This window comes from Microbispora sp. ZYX-F-249, assembly GCF_039649665.1.
In the GTDB taxonomy this organism is placed as follows: domain Bacteria; phylum Actinomycetota; class Actinomycetes; order Streptosporangiales; family Streptosporangiaceae; genus Microbispora; species Microbispora maris.
Window position 1 is genome coordinate 1 of record NZ_JBDJAW010000057.1, and the last position, 20,698, is coordinate 20,698.

At 72.5% G+C, this 20,698-nt stretch carries 18 protein-coding genes and 1 pseudogene; 8 read left to right on the plus strand and 11 right to left on the minus strand.

Annotation, left to right across the window (positions count from 1 at the left end):
• A partial coding sequence (locus AAH991_RS36625) for an RICIN domain-containing protein (RefSeq protein ID WP_346230540.1) occupies nt 1-463 on the plus strand: 463 nt, incomplete at its 5' end.
• A 79-nt stretch (nt 464-542) separates the two neighbouring features.
• Here AAH991_RS36625 and AAH991_RS36630 read toward each other — a convergent pair.
• From AAH991_RS36630 to arfA, 4 genes are read right to left on the minus strand one after another with little or no spacing between them, the layout of a single operon-like run.
• Nucleotides 543-1,379, minus strand: a complete 837-nt coding sequence (locus tag AAH991_RS36630) for a carbohydrate ABC transporter permease (RefSeq protein ID WP_346230541.1) — start codon at nt 1,377-1,379, stop codon at nt 543-545.
• Nucleotides 1,376-2,356 (minus strand): carbohydrate ABC transporter permease, encoded by a 981-nt coding sequence (locus AAH991_RS36635; protein ID WP_346230542.1) that lies wholly within the window; start codon nt 2,354-2,356, stop codon nt 1,376-1,378. Before AAH991_RS36635 ends, AAH991_RS36630 begins: the two co-directional genes overlap by 4 nt.
• On the minus strand, nt 2,353-3,690 hold the full coding sequence (locus tag AAH991_RS36640; RefSeq protein ID WP_346230543.1) for an ABC transporter substrate-binding protein: 1,338 nt from the start codon (nt 3,688-3,690) through the stop codon (nt 2,353-2,355). The genes AAH991_RS36635 and AAH991_RS36640 overlap by 4 nt, the downstream gene beginning before the upstream one ends.
• Nucleotides 3,691-3,694: 4 nt before the next feature.
• Nucleotides 3,695-5,209 carry an arabinosylfuranosidase ArfA gene (gene arfA / locus AAH991_RS36645; RefSeq protein WP_346230544.1) on the minus strand — a complete coding sequence of 505 codons (1,515 nt, stop codon included), beginning with the start codon at nt 5,207-5,209 and terminating at the stop codon, nt 3,695-3,697.
• 169 nt (nt 5,210-5,378) lie between these two features.
• Here arfA and AAH991_RS36650 point away from each other — a divergent pair, with 169 nt between their 5' ends.
• Nucleotides 5,379-6,383, plus strand: a complete 1,005-nt coding sequence (locus tag AAH991_RS36650) for a LacI family DNA-binding transcriptional regulator (protein ID WP_346230545.1) — start codon at nt 5,379-5,381, stop codon at nt 6,381-6,383.
• On the opposite strand, the gene AAH991_RS36655 is transcribed toward AAH991_RS36650, so the two are convergent.
• The 5 genes from AAH991_RS36655 to AAH991_RS36675 all read right to left on the minus strand — a co-directional run bounded on the left by AAH991_RS36655 (nt 6,373) and on the right by AAH991_RS36675 (nt 12,416).
• Nucleotides 6,373-7,632 (minus strand): PP2C family protein-serine/threonine phosphatase, encoded by a 1,260-nt coding sequence (locus AAH991_RS36655; protein ID WP_346230546.1) that lies wholly within the window; start codon nt 7,630-7,632, stop codon nt 6,373-6,375. The two genes, AAH991_RS36650 and AAH991_RS36655, sit on opposite strands and share 11 nt — an antisense overlap.
• 68 nt (nt 7,633-7,700) lie before the next feature.
• Nucleotides 7,701-8,372, minus strand: a complete 672-nt coding sequence (locus AAH991_RS36660; RefSeq protein WP_346230547.1) for a class I SAM-dependent methyltransferase — start codon at nt 8,370-8,372, stop codon at nt 7,701-7,703.
• Between the two features lie 54 nt (nt 8,373-8,426).
• Entirely contained in the window at nt 8,427-9,125 is a 699-nt protein-coding gene (locus AAH991_RS36665; protein WP_346230548.1) for a methyltransferase domain-containing protein, read from the minus strand.
• Nucleotides 9,126-9,202: 77 nt separating this feature from the next.
• Nucleotides 9,203-11,698, minus strand: a complete 2,496-nt coding sequence (locus AAH991_RS36670; RefSeq protein ID WP_346230549.1) for a PEP/pyruvate-binding domain-containing protein — start codon at nt 11,696-11,698, stop codon at nt 9,203-9,205.
• A 1-nt stretch (nt 11,699) separates the two neighbouring features.
• Nucleotides 11,700-12,416, minus strand: coding sequence for a TetR/AcrR family transcriptional regulator (locus tag AAH991_RS36675; protein ID WP_346230550.1), 717 nt, complete (start codon nt 12,414-12,416; stop codon nt 11,700-11,702).
• A gap of 204 nt (nt 12,417-12,620) precedes the next feature.
• Here AAH991_RS36675 and AAH991_RS36680 point away from each other — a divergent pair, with 204 nt between their 5' ends.
• The gene (locus AAH991_RS36680; RefSeq protein ID WP_346230551.1) at nt 12,621-12,821 is read left to right on the plus strand and encodes a hypothetical protein; all 201 of its coding nucleotides are present in this window, start codon (nt 12,621-12,623) and stop codon (nt 12,819-12,821) included.
• On the opposite strand, the gene glpK (AAH991_RS36685) is transcribed toward AAH991_RS36680, so the two are convergent.
• Nucleotides 12,822-14,333, minus strand: a complete 1,512-nt coding sequence (gene glpK, locus AAH991_RS36685) for a glycerol kinase GlpK (RefSeq protein ID WP_346230552.1) — start codon at nt 14,331-14,333, stop codon at nt 12,822-12,824.
• A 44-nt stretch (nt 14,334-14,377) separates the two neighbouring features.
• Entirely contained in the window at nt 14,378-15,157 is a 780-nt protein-coding gene (locus AAH991_RS36690) for an IclR family transcriptional regulator (RefSeq protein ID WP_346230553.1), read from the minus strand.
• Nucleotides 15,158-15,434: 277 nt separating this feature from the next.
• On the opposite strand from AAH991_RS36690, the gene AAH991_RS36695 reads away from it, so the two are divergent.
• The 5 genes and pseudogenes from AAH991_RS36695 to AAH991_RS36715 all read left to right on the plus strand — a co-directional run bounded on the left by AAH991_RS36695 (nt 15,435) and on the right by AAH991_RS36715 (nt 20,640).
• Nucleotides 15,435-16,259 carry an MIP/aquaporin family protein gene (locus tag AAH991_RS36695; protein ID WP_346230554.1) on the plus strand — a complete coding sequence of 275 codons (825 nt, stop codon included), beginning with the start codon at nt 15,435-15,437 and terminating at the stop codon, nt 16,257-16,259.
• A 56-nt stretch (nt 16,260-16,315) separates the two neighbouring features.
• Nucleotides 16,316-17,833, plus strand: coding sequence for a glycerol kinase GlpK (glpK, locus tag AAH991_RS36700; RefSeq protein WP_346230555.1), 1,518 nt, complete (start codon nt 16,316-16,318; stop codon nt 17,831-17,833).
• Nucleotides 17,834-17,865: 32 nt separating this feature from the next.
• On the plus strand, nt 17,866-19,590 hold the full coding sequence (locus AAH991_RS36705) for a glycerol-3-phosphate dehydrogenase/oxidase (RefSeq protein WP_346230556.1): 1,725 nt from the start codon (nt 17,866-17,868) through the stop codon (nt 19,588-19,590).
• 104 nt (nt 19,591-19,694) lie between these two features.
• Nucleotides 19,695-19,856: pseudogene (locus AAH991_RS36710) on the plus strand (sigma factor); the annotation flags it as partial.
• A 76-nt stretch (nt 19,857-19,932) separates the two neighbouring features.
• Entirely contained in the window at nt 19,933-20,640 is a 708-nt protein-coding gene (locus AAH991_RS36715) for a sigma factor-like helix-turn-helix DNA-binding protein (protein ID WP_346230557.1), read from the plus strand.
• The last annotated feature ends 58 nt before the right edge of the window (nt 20,641-20,698 follow it).

A 20,698-nucleotide genomic window follows, 5' to 3' on the forward strand; every position in this document is an offset into this window, starting at 1 on the left:
GACCACGCCGTCGTCGTCTCCCAGCCCGTCCCCCGGTAGCCCGTCGCCCAGCCCGAGCGTGACCCCCACCCCCGGCGGCGGCAGCGGGCCGATCAAGGGGGCGGCCTCCGGCCGGTGCCTGGACGTGCCCGGGGCGAGCACCGCCGACGGTACCCAGGTGCAGCTGTGGGACTGCAACGGCCAGACCAACCAGACCTGGAGCTCTACCTCGGCGGGCGAGATCCGGGTGTACGGCAACAAGTGCCTGGACGCGGCCGGCACCGGCAACGGCGCCAAGGTCCAGATCTACAGCTGCTGGGGCGGCGACAACCAGAAGTGGCGCGTCAACTCCGACGGCAGCATCCAGGGCGTCCAGTCCGGGCTGTGCCTGGACGCCACCGGAGCCGGCACCGCCAACGGCACCAAGATCCAGCTGTATTCCTGCCACGGCGGCACCAACCAGAAGTGGACCTGGAACGGATAGGTCCCACCCCGCGAGCCTCCGGTGCGGCACATCCCGCACCGGAGGCTTCTCCGATACCCGCACACCGGAGGGTGAGGGATCAGCCCTTCAGTCCGGAGCGGGAGATGCCCTCGATGATCCAGCGCTGGGCGACCAGGTAGAGCAGCAGCACCGGAACGCTGGCGATCATGGCTCCGGCCATGAGCAGGTCGTAGCGGATGTTGTTGGCGCTCTGGAAGTTGCCGAGCCCGGCGGGCAGCGTCAGCGATTCGGGACTGAGCAGCACGAACAGCGGCCACAGGAAGTCGTTCCAGTTGCTGAGGAACGACAGCACGAACAGCGTCACCAGCGCGGGCTTGGCGAGGGGGAGCACGACCCGGGTGAAGGTCTGCCAGCGGTTGCAGCCGTCGAGCTCGGCCGCCTCCTCGAGCTCGCCGGGCAGGGCCGTGAAGAACTGGCGCAGGAAGAAGACGCCGAACGCGCCGGCCGCCGCGGGCACGACGACCGCCGGCAGGCTGTCGACCCACGCCAGCTCGTTGACGATGAGGAAGTTCGGCACGAGCAGCACGACCGGGGGCACGAACAGCGTCGCCACGATCACCGTGAACATCACGCCCCGGCCGCGGAAGTCCAGCCGGGCCAGCGCGTACGCCGCGGGGGCCGCGGTGACGAGGACGAGCACGGCGTGCCCGGTCGCGGCGGCCAGGCTGTTGAGGAACCAGGTGACGGCCGGGAAGTCCGTGCTGCCGAGGATCTCCCCGTACGCGCCGACGGTCGCGGGGTGGGGGATCCACTGCGGGGTGGTCGATCCCGCGGCCTCCCGCGTCTTGACCGACGTGACCGCCATGTAGACCAGCGGGCTGACGTACAGCGCGGCGATCACCGCGAGGACGAGGTGCAGCAGCGACCGCCGCAGCCCGCGAAGTTCCGTTCTCATCGGGCCTGCCTGTTCCTGAACGCGCCGAAGACGAGGCCGCTGGCCACCATGAGGAAGGCGGCGAGCACGAAGCTCATGGCCGAGGCGGTGCCCATGTCGAACTGCCGCAGGCCGGTCTCGGCGATGAGGTAGATCGCGGTCTTGGTCTGGTCGGCCGGCGCGCCGACGGTGATCAGGTACGACTGGCCGAACATGTTGGCCGAGGCGAGGATCGTCGAGTTGACCACGAAGAGCGTCACCGGCCGCAGGCCGGGCAGCGTGATCGACCGGAACCGGTGCCGGGCCCCGGCGCCGTCGACCATCGCCGCCTCGTACAACTCCCTCGGGATGTCCTGCAGCCCGGCGAGGAAGATCACCGAGTTGAGCCCGAGTGTCCACCAGACGGTCACGCCGACCAGCGCGACCCATGCCCAGGGGAGGTCCGTCGTCCACTGCACGTCGAGACCGAGGTAGTGGTTGACCAGGCCGATGTTGCCGTCGAGCAGGAAGCGCCACAGCAGGCCGACCACCGCGACGCCCAGGACGTACGGCGCGAAGTAGACGGCACGGTAGAGGTTGCGGCCGCGGAACCGGCCGTTCATGAGCAGCGCGACGAGCAGCGGCAGCACGATCAGCAGGGGCACCGAGAACACGGTGAAGATCCCGGTGGCCTTCATCGCGGTCCAGAACCGCGACCCGTCCACGCTGGACGGGTCGAACAACTCGGCGTAGTTGGACAGGCCGACGAACGGCTTGGCGGGCACGTTGATGTCCCACTCGTGCAGGCTGGTCCAGAAACCGAACCCGATCGGCAGCACCATGAAGACCGCGAACAGCAACAGGTAGGGCGCGAGGAAAGCCCACGGCGTCCAGGGGCGCATCCGGCGCACGCGCGCGGCGCCGGGGGAGGCGGCCGCCCCCGGGCTCCCCGCCGTCCCCGCGCCCGCCGGGGAGCCGGGGTCGCGCGCGGCCGTGCCGGCACCGGCGGGCACGCTCACTTCGCGTACTTCCTCTTGTTGTCCGCGAGCAGCTTGTCGGCCGTGGCGACGCCCTCCTTCAGCGCGTCCGCGGGGGAGGCCTGCTTGAGCACCGCCTTGGCCACGGCGAGCTCCAGCGCCTTGGTCTGCACGTCGCCGACGCCCGGCAGCGGCGGGATGAAGTGGAAGGCGTCGAGGTCGTCCGCCAGGGCGATCTGCGGCAGCGAGGCCACCTGCGGGTCCTGGCGGACGGAGTTGCGGGCCGGGATCATGCCGGCCTTCGCCCACTCGGTGGACTGCTTGGACATGTAGTCGACGAAGAACTTGGCCGCCTGCATCTTGTTCGCGTCCCGGCCCGCCTGGGACGTCAGCACGAAGTTGTGCGAGGCGCTCCACACGGCCGGTGTGCCGCCGATGTTCGGCACGGGCGACAGCTCCCACTTCAGGTCCGGCGCGTTGGTCTTGAGGTCGTTGATCTGCCAGATGCCGTCCCAGGTGAGGCTGACCTTGCCGTTCTTGAACGCCGCGTACTGGCTGTCGATCGCGACCTTGTCCGGGCTGAAGCCCTTGTCGATCTGCTCGACCATCCAGGCGAGGGCCTGCTCCCCGGCGTCCGAGCCCCACAGGGCCCGCAGGCCGTCCTCGCTGTAGAGCTGTCCGCCGAACTGCCAGACCAGGCTCATGAACATCAGGTGGGCGGGCCACTTGCTCGGCATCCAGAAGGGGTGCTCGACGCCGGCGTCCTTCAGCCCGCCGAGCGCCTCGGCGTACGCCGCCTTGTCGGCCGGGGCCTCCTTCAGGCCGATCTTGCCGAGATGGCCGGCGTTCCAGTAGTCGCCCAGGCAGTGGACGTCGAGCGGCACGCTGTACCGCTTGCCGTCGTAGACGCCGGCCTGCCAGACGGCCGGGATGAAGTCCGACTCGGTGAGCCCGAGCGCGCCGACCACGTCGTCGAGCGGGACCAGCACCTGCCGCGCGGCGAACGTGCTGATCCAGTCGTTGTGGATGACGGCGACGTCGGGGCCCTTGCCGGCGGCGATCGCGGTCGGCACGGCCGGGTAGAGGTCGGCCCATTGCCGGGTGACGTTGCGCACCTCGATCCGGCCGCTGTAGGCCTTGTTGAACGCGTCGAGCATGGCGCGCATGTGCGGGCCGTCGCCGCCGGTGAAGCCGTTCCAGAAATCGAGCGTGACCTTGGGCCCGGAGTACTCCCCGCCGGAGAACGTCGCCGCGGGCGACTGCGCGGCCTCGCCCGCGCCGAGCTTGGTGCCGCCGCCACACGCGGTCACCGCGGCGGCCAGACCGGTGGCGCCGGCGAGGCCGAGGAACGAGCGGCGGGACAGGGAATGTGTCATGGTGCTACTCCTGGGGGGATGCAGGGGCAAAGCGGACAAGGGTCCACGAGACAGGGTGAAGCGTGAGCTCCGCGCGCCGGCCGTTCATCCGCAGGCCGGTGCCGGGCCGCGGGGTCACGCGGCCGGGGGCGGCGGCCGTGTTGGCCGCCGACGGATCGCCGTCGGCGATCTCCAGGTGCTCGACCGGCCGTACGGGCGCGCGCAGCTCCACATCCAGGCGGCAGGGACCGCGGCGGTCCCGGTTCACCACGAACAACGCGATCTCCCCGGTCGCGTCGTCGTGCGTCGCGGTCGCCCAGATCGCGGGGGCCTCGCCGTACCGGGCGGTGGAGATCGCCGGGCCCTCGGGCTCGACCCGCAGCACCTCGCCGTGGGCGTGCCGGGCCGTCAGCGCGAACGGATGAAAGATCGTCTGCCGCCACGCCGGCCCGCCGGGCTCGGTGCGGATCGGCGCGATCACATTGGCCAGTTGCGCCTGGCAGGCGATCTTGACCCGGTCGGCGTTGCGCAGCAGGGCGATCAGCAGGCTGCCGACCACGACGGCGTCGGTCACGTCGTAGGTGTCCTCGATCAGCCGCGGCGCCTCGGCCCAGTCCAGTGACGACTCGCCCTTGAAGCGGCTCTGGTACCAGACGTTCCACTCGTCGAAGGACAGGCCGATCTTCTTGCGGCTGCGCAGCTTCGCGCCGACGTGGTCCGCGGTGGCCGCGATCGAACGGATCATGTGGTCCATGTCCGAGGCGCTGGCCAGGAACGAGTCGACGTCGCCGTCGGAGGGGTCGTAGTAGGCGTGCAGCGACACGTGGTCGACCAGGTCGTAGACGGCCTCCAGCACCTCCGCCTCCCAGGCCGCGAAGGTCGGCATCCCGCTGTTGGAGCTGCCACAGGCCACCAGCGACAGGCCCGGGTCGAACCGCTTGAGCGCGCGGGCCGTCTCGGCCGCGAGCCGGCCGTACTCGGCTGCGGTCTTGTGCCCGAGCTGCCACGGCCCGTCCAGCTCGTTGCCCAGGCACCACAACCGGATGTCGTACGGCTTGTCCGCGCCGTGCGCCCGGCGCAGCTCCGACATCCGGGTGCCGCCGGGGTAGTTCGCGTACTCGACGAGCTGGAGAGCCTCGGTGACACCGCGGGTGCCGAGGTTCAGCGCCATCATCGGCTCGACGCCGGCCTTGCCGGCCCACGTCATGAACTCGCCCAGCCCGAACCGGTTGCTCTCGACGCTCCGCCAGGCGAGGTCGAGCCGGGACGGCCGGTCCTCGACCGGGCCCACGCCGTCCTCCCACTGGTAGTTGGAGACGAAATTGCCCCCGGGGTACCGGACGAGCGTGACGCCCAGCTCGCGCGTCAGCGCAAGCACGTCCGTGCGGAAGCCGTCGGCGTCGGCGGCCGGGTGGCCGGGCTCGTAGAGGCCCGTGTAGACGCACCGTCCCATGTGCTCGACGAACGAGCCGAACAGGCGGGGTTCGACCGGGGCGATCCGGAAGGCGGGGTCAAGGGTCAGACGAGCCGGGGACGCCAAAGCACGACCTCTCTGTTGACGCTTCGTGGTACGACGGTTTGTACAACGTTGTTTCAACGTTGTAAACAGGTCATCCGAGCCTCGATACCAGGGCGTTACGATCGGATGCGGCCGGCCGGGACCCGCCGTGCGACCGAGAGGGGCAGCGTGGAGTGAGCGTGAAGTGGGAGTGAGCCTGCGGGACGTGGCGCTGCTGGCGGGGGTGTCGGTGAAGACGGTCTCCAACGTGGTCAACGGCTACGCCCACGTGTCCCCGGCCACCCGCGCCAAGGTCGAGCGGGCCCTGTCCCAGCTCGACTACCGGCCCAATCTGTCGGCCCGCAATCTCCGGCTCGGCCGGACCGGGGTGATCGCGCTCGCGCTGCCCGAACTCGACGCGCCGTACTTCGCGGAGCTGTCGCGGTTCGTGATCGACGCGGCGGCCGAGCAGCGGTGGCTCGTGGTGATCGAGCAGACCGACGGCAGCCTGCGGCGGGAGCGTCAGGTGCTCGACGGGGTACGCGACCACCGGGTGGACGGGGTCATCCTCAGCCCGGTCTCGATCGGCGCCGAGGAGCTCGCGGCCCGCACCGACGACGCGGCGCTGGTCCTGCTCGGCGAGCGCATCTACGACGGGCCGGCCGACCACGTGGCGATCGACAACGTGCGGGCCGCGCGTGACGTCACCGAGCACCTGATCGGGCTGGGGCGCCGCAGGATCGCGGCGCTCGGCGCGCAGGACAACTCGATCAGCGGCACCGCGCCGCTGCGCCTGGCCGGGTACGCCGAGGCGATGGCGGCGCACGGGCTGCCCCAGACGATCGCCGAGGTCGAGCGCTACCGGCGGGCCGAGGGCGCGGCCGCCATGGCCCGGCTGCTGGCCGCGCCCGAGGCGCCGGACGCGGTCTTCTGCTTCAACGACCTGCTGGCGCTGGGCGCGATGCGCACGATCCTCGCGGCCGGCCTCCGGGTGCCCGAGGACGTCGCGCTGGCGGGCCTGGACGACATCGAGGACGGCCGCTACAGCACGCCGACGCTGACCACGGTGGCGCCGGACAAGGCGCAGCTCGCCCGCATCGCGGTCGACCTGCTGCGGGCCCGCCTGGACGGCCGGGCCGCCGGCCCGCCCCGCGAGGTGCGGGCCGACTACCGCCTCGTCGTACGGGAGAGCACCGCGGGACGGGTCAGGGGCTGAGCTTCTCGTGCGCGTTGCCGTGCCACTCGACGAGCAGCACGGTGGCGTCGTCGTGCAGCCGGTTGTCGTGATACTCCAGCACGGTCCGGATCAGGCGGCGCAGCGTCTCGGGCACCGGCAGCCCGGCGGCGTTCTGCTTGATCATGAACTCGACGAACCGGCCCAGGCCGAACTCGCCGCTGTCGGGGCTGCGCATCTCGGTGATGCCGTCGGTGTAGAGCAGGATGCGGTCGCCGGGCTCCAGTTGCTCGCGGCAGAGTATGACGGGCAGGCCGAGATCGAGGCCCATCGGGTGGGCGGGCGGGCAGTTCAGGGTGGACGTCCAGCGGCCGTGGCGGATCAGCACGGGCGCGTGGTGGCCGCGGTTGACCCAGCTGAACACGCCGGTCTCGAGGTCGAGGTCGCCGATGACCGCCGTCACGAAGCGGTCGCCCCGGCCGAACTCGTCGATCAGCACCCTCTCGATCGCCTCGCTGTTGCGCACCAGGCCCATGTCCTGCCGGCGGTGGTTGCGGCAGGCGGCCACGGCGAGGTTGGCGGTCAGGCCGGCCGACACGTCGTGGCCCATCGCGTCGAAGACCCCGACGTGCGCGAGTGAGCCGAAGGTCGAGTAGTCGAAGGCGTCGCCGCCGATCTCGTACGCCGGTTCGAGCACGGCGCCGATCGTCACCTCCGGCGTGGCGAACGTCAGCGGCGGCATCAGGTTCCACTGCATCTCCGCCGCCACGTTCATCGGGCGGCTGCGGACGAGACGAGCGTGACAGTCGCTGAACGAGCGCTTGCTCACGACGATCAGGGCCACGAGGGACGCCACGTGCCGCATGCGATCCTCGAGCCCGTCGTCCTCCGACGTGGGGGTCATGTGGAGCACGCCGATGCGCTCGGTGCCGTCCAGCAGGGGCACCCACCAGCGGCTCGGGCTGTCGCCCTCCGGGCCGCCCCGCAGCATGCGCACCTCCTGCAGGGCCCGCCCGGCGAGCGTGGTGTCGATCTTGAGCTCCTCCGGCTGGGCGTCCTCCTCGCCGTGGCCGCACAACCGGCGCAGCACGCTCTGCTGCAGGTCGGCCACGTAGACACCGATTTCCTCGAAGCCCGCCTCGCGCCCGTGCCGCCTTATCAGCGACGGTATGTCCTCGAACGCCACCAGATGGCTGTCCTCCAGCATCCCGGCCAGCGCGCGCAGCAGCCCCTGGTCCCGGGAATCGGGGATGCCCTGCTCCATCTGCCCACCCCCGTGGTCCCACCCCACCTACCCACGATGCGTCATCACCCGTGGCGCGAACCGGAACGCAATGACATTTTGGGCAACGCATTACCTCACGCGCGGGCGAACTCGGCGACCCACCGGCGCACCGGCGGGGTCTCGTCGTCGTACACGTCCCGCACGCGCACCGCGCGCAGCCCGCCGGTGGCGAACGCGTCGATCTCGGATCGGGTCAGCGGCACGGCGATCCGCCCCGGCGGGTCGCCGTCCTCCCGGGCGCGGGCCACCACGAGCAGCGTGCCGCCGGGGGCGACCAGCGCGCCGGCCGTGCGGATCGCTCGCGCCCGCAGGTCGCCGCGCAGCACCTGCACCGTGTAGGCCTCGACGACCAGGTCGAACGCCTGCCGCCACTCCTCCGGCGGCGCGAGCAGGTCGGCGGCGACGTACCGGACGGGGGAGCCGGGGAAGCGGCGCCGGGCGGCTCCGACGGCGGAGGGCGACACGTCGAAGGCGGTCACCGCCCACCCCAGGCCGGACAGGTGCTCCGCGTCGTCGCCCATGCCGCACCCCACGACCAGCGCGCTGCGCCCCCCACCGGTACGGCCGCCCGCCCACTCGACCAGGTAGGGGTTGGCCACCAGGTGGGCCCAGGGCACGACCGCCTCACCGCGCTCGGCCGCCGAGTAGAGCGGCTCGAACCAGCCGAGCGGGTCGCCGCTCTCCAGGTGCTCGGCGGCCAGCCGCCGGGCGTACTCGCGGCGCTCTTCCTCCGTCGTGTCGCTCATCGCTCTCCCTGCCCGAGTGATCTCCAGCGGAAGCCTCTCACGCGGGGCGGCGGGTCAGTCGAAGAAGCGGGCCAGCCGCCGCTCCCCGGCGGGCTCCCGGCCGCCCTTCGCGGGGACCAGGTCCGCGAAGACCGTGGACTCGTCACGCGTGACCAGCAGCGGATACCAGCACCGGCCCGCGTCGTCCGGACGGCACAGGTGCTTGAACGTCTGCACGTCGATCAGCCGGACGTGCGTGGGGTCGGCCACCGCGTTGACGTGCCGCCACCAGGGCGCGAGGACGTGCAGCACGCCGCCGGGCCGCAGCACGCGGTGGCACTCGCGCAGCAGGGGCAGGTAGTCGGCCAGGTGCTCCAGCACGTGCACCACGAAGACCTGGTCCACCGACTCGTCCGCCAGCGGCACCCCGCGCGCCAGGTCGGCCAGCACGTCCACCGCCGGGCCGGGACGCAGGTCGACGCCGAGATTGTCGCGGTGCTGCTTGGTGCCGCCGCAGCCGAGGTCGACGACCCGGGGCATGGCGCCCGCGACCCGCACCCTGTCCCACACCGCCAGCACCCCCGCGAGGCGGCCGAGGCGCTCGCGCAGCACGGCGAGGTCGGCGGCGGCCCGCACGTCGCCCTCGACGTGCGCCACCCCGCCGTCGAAGCGGACCCGCACGTCCAGGCCCCGCAGGCGGGAATCGTGCGCCAGCAGGTCCGCCGCCGCATCCTCCAGGTCCCGGTCGACCAGGTCACGCCGCCGCCTGTCCATCCCGCCCACTCCTCGCCGCTCCGGATGACCTGTCGTCTACCCGCGGGAGGCCGGGCCGTACGCATGAGAGCCGGCCGTCACTCGCCGAGCATCTCCACCGTGCCGTGGGCGCCGTCGACTCTGATCTTGTCCCCGTCGCGCACCCGAGTGGTGGCGTTTCCGGTGCCCACCACGGCGGGGATGCCCAGCTCGCGGGCGACGATGGAGGCATGCGACAGCGGCGCCCCGACGTCGGTGACCACGGCAGCCGCGCGTGGGAACAGCGGCGTCCAGCCCACGTTGGTGAGCGTGGTGACCAGGATCTCGCCGGGCTGGAGCCGATGGCCGTCCTCGGGCCGGGCGATCACCCTGGCGACCCCCTCGACCACGCCGGGCGCGCCGGGGAAGCCGGTCACGGTGTCCACGGCCGGGGGGACGGCGCCCCGGGCATCGTAGACGTCGGCGCGTCTGCCGGGGTCGGCCGCCCAGCGGACCGGGTCGAACCTGCCCACGATGAGCGTCGGATAGGGCGGGAGCGCCGCGTACATCCCGTACGTCGCCCGCCGGACGGGCACCCGCTCCAGCGGGGTGGCGTCGCCGCGGAGCACGGCGAGCAGCTCGTCCAGGTAGAGGTGGAACAAGTCGTCGCCGCTGCCGGTCAGCTCGCCGGCCCGCAGGACGAAGGCCCGCAGCACCCAGAACGCGCGGACGACCTCCGACCGGGTGGCCTCGCGATCACGCACCACCTCGGCCCAGCGCGCGACCCCGGCCCGCATCCCGGCCGCGCGGCGGGGGTGGCGCCGGGCGAGCCGCGCCCACGCCTCCTCCCTCGTTTCGCGCTGCCGGGCCAGCAGGCCGTCCGCGCCGGCCCGAATGTCCCGCAGCCCCGCGAGCTGGGCGTCGATCCAGGCGGAGTCCTCCCCGGGGCGCGGGACGGACACCTCGAACTCGTGCGGGCCGCGGTGGCCGTAGAGCCGGGCGAAGGTCTCCCTGGTGATCTCACCCGAGGCCAGCCGGCTCAGCCCCGTGATCAGGCCGAGGCTGGCCAGCTCGCCCTCGCCGGCCGCGCCCGTCAAGATGGCCTCCGCGTCGGCCTCGCCCACCGTCTTGCGCAGCCTGTCGCGGGTGAGGACGAGCGTGCTGCCGTCCTGCCGGCCCGCGGCCTCGAGCATGCGGCAGGCCGTGACGAAATGCGGCTCGACGGACCGCGACCACAGGTCGGCCAGTTCGGGCGCCGACGAGGTGGACCGGATCGCGGCGCGCAGCTCCTCGCATCGCTCCCGGGAGGTGGACAGGAAGGCCCGCATGCCCTTGAGGTTCGCCCTGACCCTGCGCCGGATGCGTACGGCCATCGGCAGCACCGTCGTGATGATCCGCCACCGGGACATCCCGAGCGGCGGCACGTCCAGGCCCGGCGGCAGCCTGCCGAAGACCTGCTCGATCGCGCCGAGCTTGCTCCCCATGCCCAACGCCCGGGCGACGGAGACGGCGATGCTCAGGTTCATGTAGAAACGGCCGCCGATGTTGCCGATCAGGTCGAATCCGGGCAGCGCGGAGGCCGACATGGCCTCGTTGATGAACAGGCGGACGAACGACCAGGTGATGGGCGTCATGACGTCGGGGATGGCCTCACCGAGGTTGCCGGACGTCCACAGGTAGTCGCCCTTGAGACTGTCGTTCCACTCCTCCACCTGAGGCGCGGAAGCAGTGATCGGGCGGGCCTGGACGACGGCGAACGCGCCGGCGTGCCGGACCCACTCCACGTCCATCGGCGTGCCGTAGAGCGACTGGACGCGCGCGCCCAGCTCGGCGAGCGCGAGGGCCTGCGGTTCGGTGAGCACGGGGATCCGGCGCATGTCCTCGGGCACCGGCTCGTCGCGGGTGCCGCCGGGGACGCGGACGGTCATGACCGTCTTGTCCCCGGTCCGCTCCTCGACGACCGCGCCGCCCGAGACGACGACGACGTCGGGGGTCACCTGGCCGCCGACCACGGCCTCGCCCAGGCCCCACGACGCGTTGAGCACGGTCGCGCCGCGGGCGCCGGTGACGGGGTCGGCCGTGAACATGACGCCCGCCGCGTCGGCGTTCACCAGTTCCTGGACCACGACGGCCAGGGCGACGTCGTCGTGCGGCACGCCGTTCGCGTTCCGGTAGGCGATCGCGCGGGCGTTCCACAGGGAGGCCCAGCAGCGCTTGACCGCGTCGAGCAGCCCGTCGGCGGTGACATTGAGGAAGGTGTCCTGCTGCCCGGCGAACGACATCCCGGGGAGGTCCTCCGCGGTGGCGGACGACCGCACGGCCACCGGGACGTCGTGGCCCAGCGCCGCGTGGGCGGCGCGGATCTCCGCGGCGATCGGCTCGGGAACGCGGCGCCCGGAGAACAGGGCCGCGATCCGCTCGGCGTCACCGGACGCGGCGGCGGCCAGTGTCTCCTCGCGGAAGTCCGCAACGAAGGCCCGATAGGCCTCGGTGGTTATGTGGAAGCCGCCGGGGACGGGCAGCCCCGCCCTGGCGAGCGTGGCCAAAGACGCGCCCTTGCCGCCCACGGTGGCGAGGTCGGCGGCGGGATCGTCCAGCGGGATGACAGCCTTCATGTCACGCGCTCCTCGAAGGGCTCAGGGAGTCCGCCAGCTTCCGCCGGGCGACGTCCGCGATCGTGTCGAGATAGTCGAGGGTTGCCTGTCCGACGGCACGCGCCGCGTCGTCGGGCAACGGGCGTCCGGTGCCGGTGGCGCGCTCGATCATGTCGGCGAGCAGCTCGGCGAGTCGCTCCTCCGGCGGGGGCCCTCCGGGAAGGAGCCACGGCACGGTGAGGACCCCGTACATGATCGAGCCGATCACCAGGACGTGGTCACCCGACAGATCTCTGGCCGCGCCCGCCGCGGTCAGCGCGGCGTAGTAGGCGTCGAACGCCTCGCCCATGTTCATCGCGCCGGGGCCCTGCCGCTTCTGCCTGACGAGCTTGCCGAGCACCTCGGAGTCGCCGACCAGCGCCGCTTTGAGCAGCGGCCGGCGCAGCAGGCCGGCGGCGATCCCGGTGAACAGCTCGCGCGGGGTGGTGGGGCGGCTCCGCCGCACCTCCTCGAGCATGTGCACCCGCTCGCGGCGCAGCAGTGCGGCGAAGAGGGCGTCGCGCGTCCTCCAGTGCAGGTAGATCGTGCCCTTGGCGACCCCGGCCTGCCTGGCGACATCGTCGATCGTCGTCTTGTCGTAACCCCAGCGGCCGATCAGCTCGGCGGCGGCGTCGAGGATGCGGTGCGCCCGCTCCATCTGGCGCGCCGGATCCTGTGGCGGCCGTCCCACTCTGGTCATCCGTCCTGCCCCAATTTTTTGACTAGATGACACTATTTGGTCATTTAATTCTCCACAAGAGTCCCGGGGCGGCGCGTACGCCTGGGGGGCCTTTGCGAGGATGAATGAAGGCCGTACGACGGGGGCAGGTGAGCGGTCATGCGCGATCCGCGGGCCGGGGGGACCGGCGGGCAGCGGAGAGGACACGTGGGAGGAGACGCGGACGTGGTGGCGGACAGATCCGGAGCGTACGACGCGAGGGGCGCCTCGCCCGAGCCGCTGACGCCCGAGCCGGACGACGGGGGCCTGGAGGAGATGATCGGCGATGCGGCCGACATCGAGACGCCGGCCGCCGAGACGCCGCCGGCGACCGGGGAGGAGTCGGCGATGCCCGAGCCCGAGCCCGACGTCGGCCCCACCTCGTGATCAGCCGGCGGGGGGTTTGATCCAGTCGAGGGCGCGCTCGACCGCCCGCCGCCAGTTGTCGTACTCGTCGTCGCGCCGCCCGGGGTCCATCGCCGGCGTCCACTGGGCGGCGCGGTGCCAGTTGCGCCGCAGGCCCTCCAGGTCGGGCCAGTAGCCGACGGCGAGCCCGGCGGCGTACGCGGCGCCGAGGGAGACGGTCTCCGCGACCATGGGCCGGACCACCGGCACGTCCAGCACGTCGGCGACGAACTGCATGAGCAGGTTGTCCGACGTCATGCCGCCGTCGACCTTGAGGGTGGTGAGCGCGATGCCCGCGTCGGCGTTCATCGCGTCCACCACCTCGCGGGTCTGCCAGCCCGTGGCCTCCAGCACGGCGCGGGCGAGGTGACCCTTGGTGATGTACGAGGTGAGCCCGACGATGACGCCGCGGGCCTCGCTGCGCCAGTGGGGCGCGAACAGCCCGGAGAACGCCGGGACGATGTAGCAGCCGCCGTTGTCGTCGACCGTGCGGGCCAGGGTCTCGATCTCCGGGGCGGTGCCGATGAGCCCGAGCCCGTCCCTGAACCACTGCACGAGGGCGCCGGTGACCGCGATGGAGCCCTCCAGGGCGTACACCGCGGGCTGGTCTCCGATCTGGTAGCCGACCGTCGTGAGCAGCCCGTGGGTGGAGGCGACCGGCTCGGTGCCGGTGTTGAGCAGCAGGAACGCGCCCGTGCCGTAGGTGCACTTGGCCTCGCCGCGGTGGAAGCAGGTCTGCCCGAACAGCGCGGCCTGCTGGTCGCCGAGCGCGGCCGAGATCCGCACGCCGGGCAGCACCCGCCGGGCCACGCCGTAGATCTCGCTGGACGGGCGGATCCGCGGCAGCATCGCCCGGGGGATGCCGAAGAAGTCGAGCAGGACCGGGTCCCAGTCGAGGTCGCGCAGGTTCATCAGCAGCGTCCGGCTGGCGTTGGTGACGTCGGTGACGTGGACGCCGCCGTCCGGGCCGCCGGTGAGGTTCCAGATGAGCCAGCTCTCCATCGTGCCGAACAGGATCTCGCCGCGTTCCGCGCGCTCGCGCAGCCCGTCGGTGTGGTCCAGCAGCCAGCGGACCGTGGGGGCGGAGAAGTACGTGGCCAGGGGCAGGCCGCAGCGCTCGCGCACCACGTGCGCGTCGGGGCGGCGGGACAGCTCGTCGACCAGGGCGCCGGTCCGGGTGTCCTGCCAGACGACGGCGGGGGTGACGGGCACGCCGGTGCGCCGGTCCCACAGCACCGTCGTCTCCCGCTGGTTGGCGATGCCGACGGCGGCGACCTCGCCGGGCCCGATGCCCGCGTGGGCGAGCGCCTCGGGGCCGATCCGCTCCAGGTTGCGCCAGATCTCGACGGGGTCGTGCTCCACCCAGCCGGGGCGCGGGAAGCGCTGCTTGTGCTCCCGCTGCGTCACCGAGACCAGCCGGCCGCGCTGGTCGAAGAGGATGCACCGGGTCGAGGTGGTGCCCTGGTCGATGGACATGACATAACGCTGGGTCACGGCGGCCTGCCTTAAGGGGCGGATGCGTGTGGGGTGGGGTGGGGTCACCAGCGGGAGGCGCCGAGGTCGCGGGAGACGGCCCGCGCCGCGTCGCGCACATAGCCCACCAGCTCGGGACGGGGACGCCCGCCGGAGTCGCAGATCCGCTCGGTGGCGCCGGAGATGCCCATCGCGCCCACCACGAGACCTCCGTACCCCCGGATCGGGGCCGCCACCCCCGCCTCGCCCATGCCCGTCTCGTCCGCGTCGGACGCCCAGCCGTGCTCGCGCACGGCCGCGAGCATGCGGGACAGCTCACGCTGCGTACGCACGGTGCGGCGGGTGAACTGCTCCAGCTCCCCGCCCCGCACCGCGTCCTGGAGGACGGCGGCGGCGTTGGCGTCGTAGGCGAGCAGCACCTTGCCGATCGCCGTGGCGTGCATGGGCAGGAGCATGCCGACGTCGAGCGTCTGCAGGCTGTCGTCGGGCCGGAAGACGTGGTGGACCACCAGGACCTTGCCCTGGAGGTGGGTGCCGATCCGCACCGCCTCGCCGCTGCGCGCGGCAAGGGCGTCGGCCCAGTTGATCGCCCGCGAGCGGAGCTCGTTCACGTCGAGGTAGCTGGTGCCCAGGTGCAGCAGCGCGGCGCCGAGCTGGTACTTGCCGGTCGCCTCGTCCTGCTCGACGAAGCCGACGAGCTGGAGGGTGCGCAGGATGCCGTGCGCCGTGCCCCGGGCCAGCCCCAGGGAGTTGGCGATCTCGGTGAGGCCGAGCCGTCCCGATCCCTGGGCGAGGAGCCGCAGGATCGCGGCGGCGCGCTCGATGGACTGGACCGGACCTGGCACGCCCCGGATCCTAGCCGCGTCGGCGAGTGGTCGGCAGTGCCGACACCCCGCCGGACGAGTTCGGCGCGTCTCCCGCCGCCGGACGGGCTCGCGCGCGCCGTGGTTCTTCGCGTCATGCCGGGGGAGCGTAGTACGGCGATCCGAATGTGACCAGTGTTCGACAATGCCGACGATCTTTCGTTGACGCTTCCTTGGGGGCCGTTTAACGTCCGGAAAACCGGCGGCGCTCACAGCGAGCACTTCGGAGACGTGACGGGGACGGTCAAGGAGGAGACACATGGCGGAAGGGCGAAGTGACCGGCGGCTCCTGGGGGAGCTGGCGGCCGAGTTCGCGGGGACGGCGATCCTCATCCTGATCGGCGTCGGCGTCGTGGCGCAGGTCGTGGCGGGCGGCATCGGCGACCACGACAGCATCGCGTGGGCGTGGGGGCTGGGGGTGACCCTCGGCGTCTACACGGCCGCCCGCGTCAGCGGCGCCCACCTCAACCCGGCCGTCACGGTCGCCCTCGCCGTCTTCAAGGACTTCTCCTGGCGCAAGGTCCTGCCGTACGCGCTGGCGCAGACGGCGGGCGCCTTCGTGGCGGCGCTGCTCGTCCGGTGGAACTACGCCGAGGTCCTGGCCAAGGTGGACCCCGGGCACACGATCAAGACGCAGGGAGTCTTCTCCACCCTCCCCGGCAACGGCACGCTGCCGGTCACCCAGTGGGGCGCGCTGCGCGACCAGATCATCGGCACGGCGATCCTGCTGTTCCTGATCTTCGCGATCTCCGACGAGCGCAACTCCGCGCCGCTCGCCAACCTCGCGCCGCTCATCGTCGGCCTGCTCGTGGTCGCGATCGGCATGGCGTGGGGGACCGACGCCGGCTACGCCATCAACCCCGCCCGCGACTTCGGCCCGCGTCTCGCCTCGTTCTTCACGGGGTACGGCTCGGCGTTCCGCGACCAGTACGGTGGGCTCTACTTCTGGGTGCCGATCATCGGTCCGCTGGCCGGCGGCGTCGTCGGCGCCGGGCTCTACCAGCTTCTGGTCGCCCGCTTCCTGCCGCGTACGGACGCGCCCGAGCCCGGCCGCACGCCGGAGCCCGCCGCGCAGGCCGGCTGATCGCCCCGGCCGAGACCAGCAAGGTCCACCCCACCGAAACGAGAGGCGCAACGAGAATGGCAGACTACGTCGGCGCGGTCGACCAGGGGACGACCAGCACCCGGTTCATGATCTTCGACCACGGCGGCAACGAGGTCGCCCGCCACCAGCTGGAACACCAGCAGATCCTGCCGCAGGCGGGCTGGGTCGAGCACAACCCGACCGAGATCTGGGAGCGCACCCGGGCGGTGATCGAGACCGCGATGCGGACCGCGGGCCTGCAGGCCTCCGACCTCGCGGCGCTCGGCATCACCAACCAGCGCGAGACGGCCGTCGTCTGGGACCGGCGCACCGGCCGGCCCTACTACAACGCCATCGTCTGGCAGGACACCCGCACCGACCGCATCGCCTCGGCCCTGGAACGGGAGGGCAAGGGCGAGGTGATCCGGCGCAAGGCCGGCCTGCCGCCCGCCACCTACTTCTCCGGCGGCAAGATCCAGTGGATCCTGGAGAACGTCCCCGGCGTCCGCGAGGCCGCCGAGCGCGGTGACGCGATCTTCGGCAACACCGACACCTGGCTGCTGTGGCACCTGACCGGCGGCGTCGACGGCGGCGTCCACGTCACCGACCCCACCAACGCCAGCCGCACGATGCTGATGAACCTGGAGACGCTCGACTGGGACGACGAGCTGCTGTCGTTCTTCGGCGTCCCCCGGCAGATGCTCCCCGAGATCCGGCCCTCCTCCAACCCCGACCTGTACGGCGTGACCCGCGCGGGCGGCCCGCTCGGCGGGGAGGTCCCCCTCGCGGGCGACCTCGGCGACCAGCAGGCCGCGACCGTCGGCCAGGTGTGCTTCGAGCCCGGCACGGCCAAGAACACCTACGGCACCGGCAACTTCCTGCTGCTCAACACCGGCACCGAGCTCGTGCGCTCCCGGCACGGCCTGCTCACCACGGTCTGCTACCAGTTCGGCTCGGCCAAGCCCGTGTACGCCCTGGAGGGGTCGATCGCGGTCACCGGCTCGGCCGTGCAGTGGCTGCGCGACCAGCTCGGCATCATCTCCGGGGCGTCGCAGAGCGAGGCGCTCGCCCGGCAGGTCGAGGACAACGGCGGCGTCTACTTCGTGCCCGCCTTCTCCGGACTGTTCGCGCCCTACTGGCGCTCCGACGCCCGGGGGGCCATCGTCGGCCTGTCCCGCTACAACACCAACGCCCACCTGGCCCGCGCCACGCTCGAGTCGATCTGCTACCAGACCAAGGACGTGGTCGGCGCGATGGAGCAGGACTCCGGCGTCGTCCTCGACGTGCTGCGGGTGGACGGCGGCGTGACGGCCAACGAGCTGTGCATGCAGATGCAGGCCGACATCCTCGGCGTCCCGGTGTCGCGTCCGGTGGTCGCCGAGACCACCGCGCTCGGCGCCGCGTACGCCGCCGGGCTCGCCGTCGGCTTCTGGAAGTCCACCGACGACCTCAAGCGGAACTGGCACGAGGACCGCCGCTGGGAGCCCACCTGGAGCGACGAGCGGCGCGAGCGCGGCTACGCCGGATGGCGCAAGGCCGTCCAGCGGACGCTCGACTGGGTCGACGTCGACTGACCCGCCTGAACAACGAGGGAGTTAACACCGATATGTCTGTACCCATGGGTCCCCGCGCCCGGGAGGCGGCGCTGCGGAGGCTGAGCGAGGACGAGTTCGACGTCCTGGTCGTCGGCGGCGGGGTGGTCGGCGCCGGCGTCGCGCTCGACGCGGTCTCGCGCGGCCTGTCCGTCGCGCTGGTGGAGGCCCGTGACCTCGCGGCCGGCACCTCGAGCCGGTCGAGCAAGCTGATCCACGGCGGGCTGCGCTACCTGGAGCAGCTCGACTTCCGGCTGGTCCGGGAGGCGCTCAGGGAGCGGGGCCTGCTGGTGACCCGGCTGGCCCCGCACCTGGTCCGCCCGGTGCCGTTCCTGTTCCCGCTGCGTCACCGCGTGTGGGAGCGCGGCTACGTCGGCGCGGGCGTGCTGCTGTACGACACCCTCGGCGGCGCCCGCGCGCTGCCGCGCCACCGCCAGCTCAGCCACAGCCGGGCCCTGCGCGCGGCCCCCGGCCTGCGCAGCGACGCGCTCGTCGGGGCCATCCAGTACTACGACGCCCAGGTCGACGACGCCCGCTTCACGATGACGCTGGCCCGCACGGCCATGCAGTACGGCGCCTGCGTCACCACCCGCACCGAGGTCACCGGGTTCCTGCGCGACGGGGGGCGTGTCACGGGCGCGGTGGTGCGCGACCTGGAGGGCGGCGCGGAGCTGCGGGTCAGGGCCCGCCAGGTGATCAACGCCACCGGCGTGTGGACCGACGAGATCCAGCGGCTCGCGGGGGCGTCGCCGGGCTCGCGGGGATCGGTGACCGTCCAGGCGTCCAAGGGCGTGCACCTCGTCGTACCCAGGGAGAAGATCCGGCTCGACACCGGGCTGATCCTGCGGACCGAGAAAAGCGTGCTGTTCGTCATCCCCTGGGGTCCGCACTGGATCGTCGGCACCACCGACACCCCATGGGACCTGGACAAGGTCGAGCCGGCCCCCACCCGGGCCGACATCGACTACATCCTGGAGCACGTCAACGCCGTGCTGCGGACGCCGCTCACCCTCGACGACATCGAGGGCGTCTACGCGGGCCTGCGCCCGCTGCTGGGCGGCCCCGGGAAAGAGGGCGCGGGGTCGGAGACCGTCAAGCTCTCCCGGGAGCACGCGGTCATCCGGCCCGAGCCCGGCCTGGTCATCGTCGCGGGCGGCAAGTACACCACGTATCGCGTGATGGCCAAGGACGCCGTCGACGTCGCCGTGGCCGGGCTCGGCCAGAACGTGCCCGGGTCGGTCACCGACCGCGTCCCCGTCCTCGGGGCGGCCGGCTTCGAGGCGCTGCGCAACAACCGCCGCCGCCTCGCCGGGCGCGCCGGGCTGCCCGTCGCGCGCGTCGAGCACCTGCTCGGCCGGTACGGCTCCTGCGTCGAGGAGGTGCTCGCGCTGATCGAGGCCGAGCCCGGCCTGGGCGAGCCGATCCCGGGCGCGGAGGGCTACCTCAAGGCCGAGGCGGTGTACGCGGTCACGCACGAGGGCGCGCTGCACCTGGAGGACGTCCTGGTCCGCCGCACCCGGGTCTTCATCGAGGAACGGGACCACGGGCTCGCGGCGGCCCCCGAGGTCGCCGCGCTGGTCGCACCCGCTCTCGGCTGGGACGACGACCGGACGCGCGCGGAGATCGACGCCTACCGTTCGGGTGTGGAGGCCGACCTGGCCGCGCAGCGGGAGTGGGACGACGCCGCGGCCAACGCCGTACGCCTCGCGGCGGCGGCCCCGGCGCGGCAGGTGGCCTGAACAACGGTTCCCGCCACGCCGGCGGACCTGCCGGCGTGGTCCGGACGGTGCCCGGCCGGGCACCGTCCGGACCCATGCGAGAACCGGGATCTAGGATCGGGCCCATGACCTTGACCGCGCGCGACGTCGACCGGTTCGAAGCCTCCAGGCCGCGGCTGGAGGCCATCGCCTACCGCCTGCTCGGCTCCGCCGGCGAGGCGGAGGACGCCGTGCAGGAGACGTTCCTGCGCTGGCAGGCGGCCGACGCCGGCCGCGTCGAGGTCCCCGAGGCGTGGCTGACGAAGGTCCTCACCAACCTGTGCCTCAACCAGCTCGCCTCCGCCCGGGCACGGCGCGAGACCTATGTGGGGCCAGTGGCTTCCCGAGCCGCTGCTCGCCGGGGACCCGATGCTCGGCCCGGCCGACACCGCCGAGCAGCGCGAGTCGGTCTCGTACGCGGTGCTCACCCTCATGGAGCGCCTGTCGCCGAACGAGCGCGCGGTGTACGTGCTGCGGGAGGCCTTCGGCTACCCCCACCGGGAGATCGCCGAGATCCTCGACATCACCGAGGCCGCCTGCCAGCAGCTCTTCCACCGCGCCAAGAAACACGTCGCGGACGGCAGGGCCCGCACCGAGATCGACCGGGCGGCCGCCCGGCGGATCGTCGAGGAGTTCCTGACGGCCGCCAGGAACGGCCGGATCGAGTCGCTCGTGCGCCTGCTCACGCAGGACGCCGTCGCGATCGGCGACGGCGGCGGGAAGGTCCCGGCCCGGGCCAAGGCGTTCGAGGGCGCCGTCGCGGTCGCGAGGTTCGTGTGGGGTCTGCTCAAACCCGCGGAGGCCAAGCGCGCCCTGGTCGGAGGAAAGCCCGAGGTGTACGCCTGGACCGCCAACGGCGAGCCCGCCCTCGTGGCCGTCGTCGACGGCCGGGTCGTCGGCGTCGTGTGCGTGGAGGTCACCGCCGAGGGCGTCGCCGCGCTCCGCAGCCAGATCAACCCGGACAAGCTCGAACGGGCCACCGCGCGCTGGGCGGCCTCCGATCATGGGGAGCCCCTGTTCGAAGCCTTCTGAGCGCTGTGTGAGGTGCTTCACATCGCGTTCCTGTCAGGAACTCGCGCGCCGTCCGGTT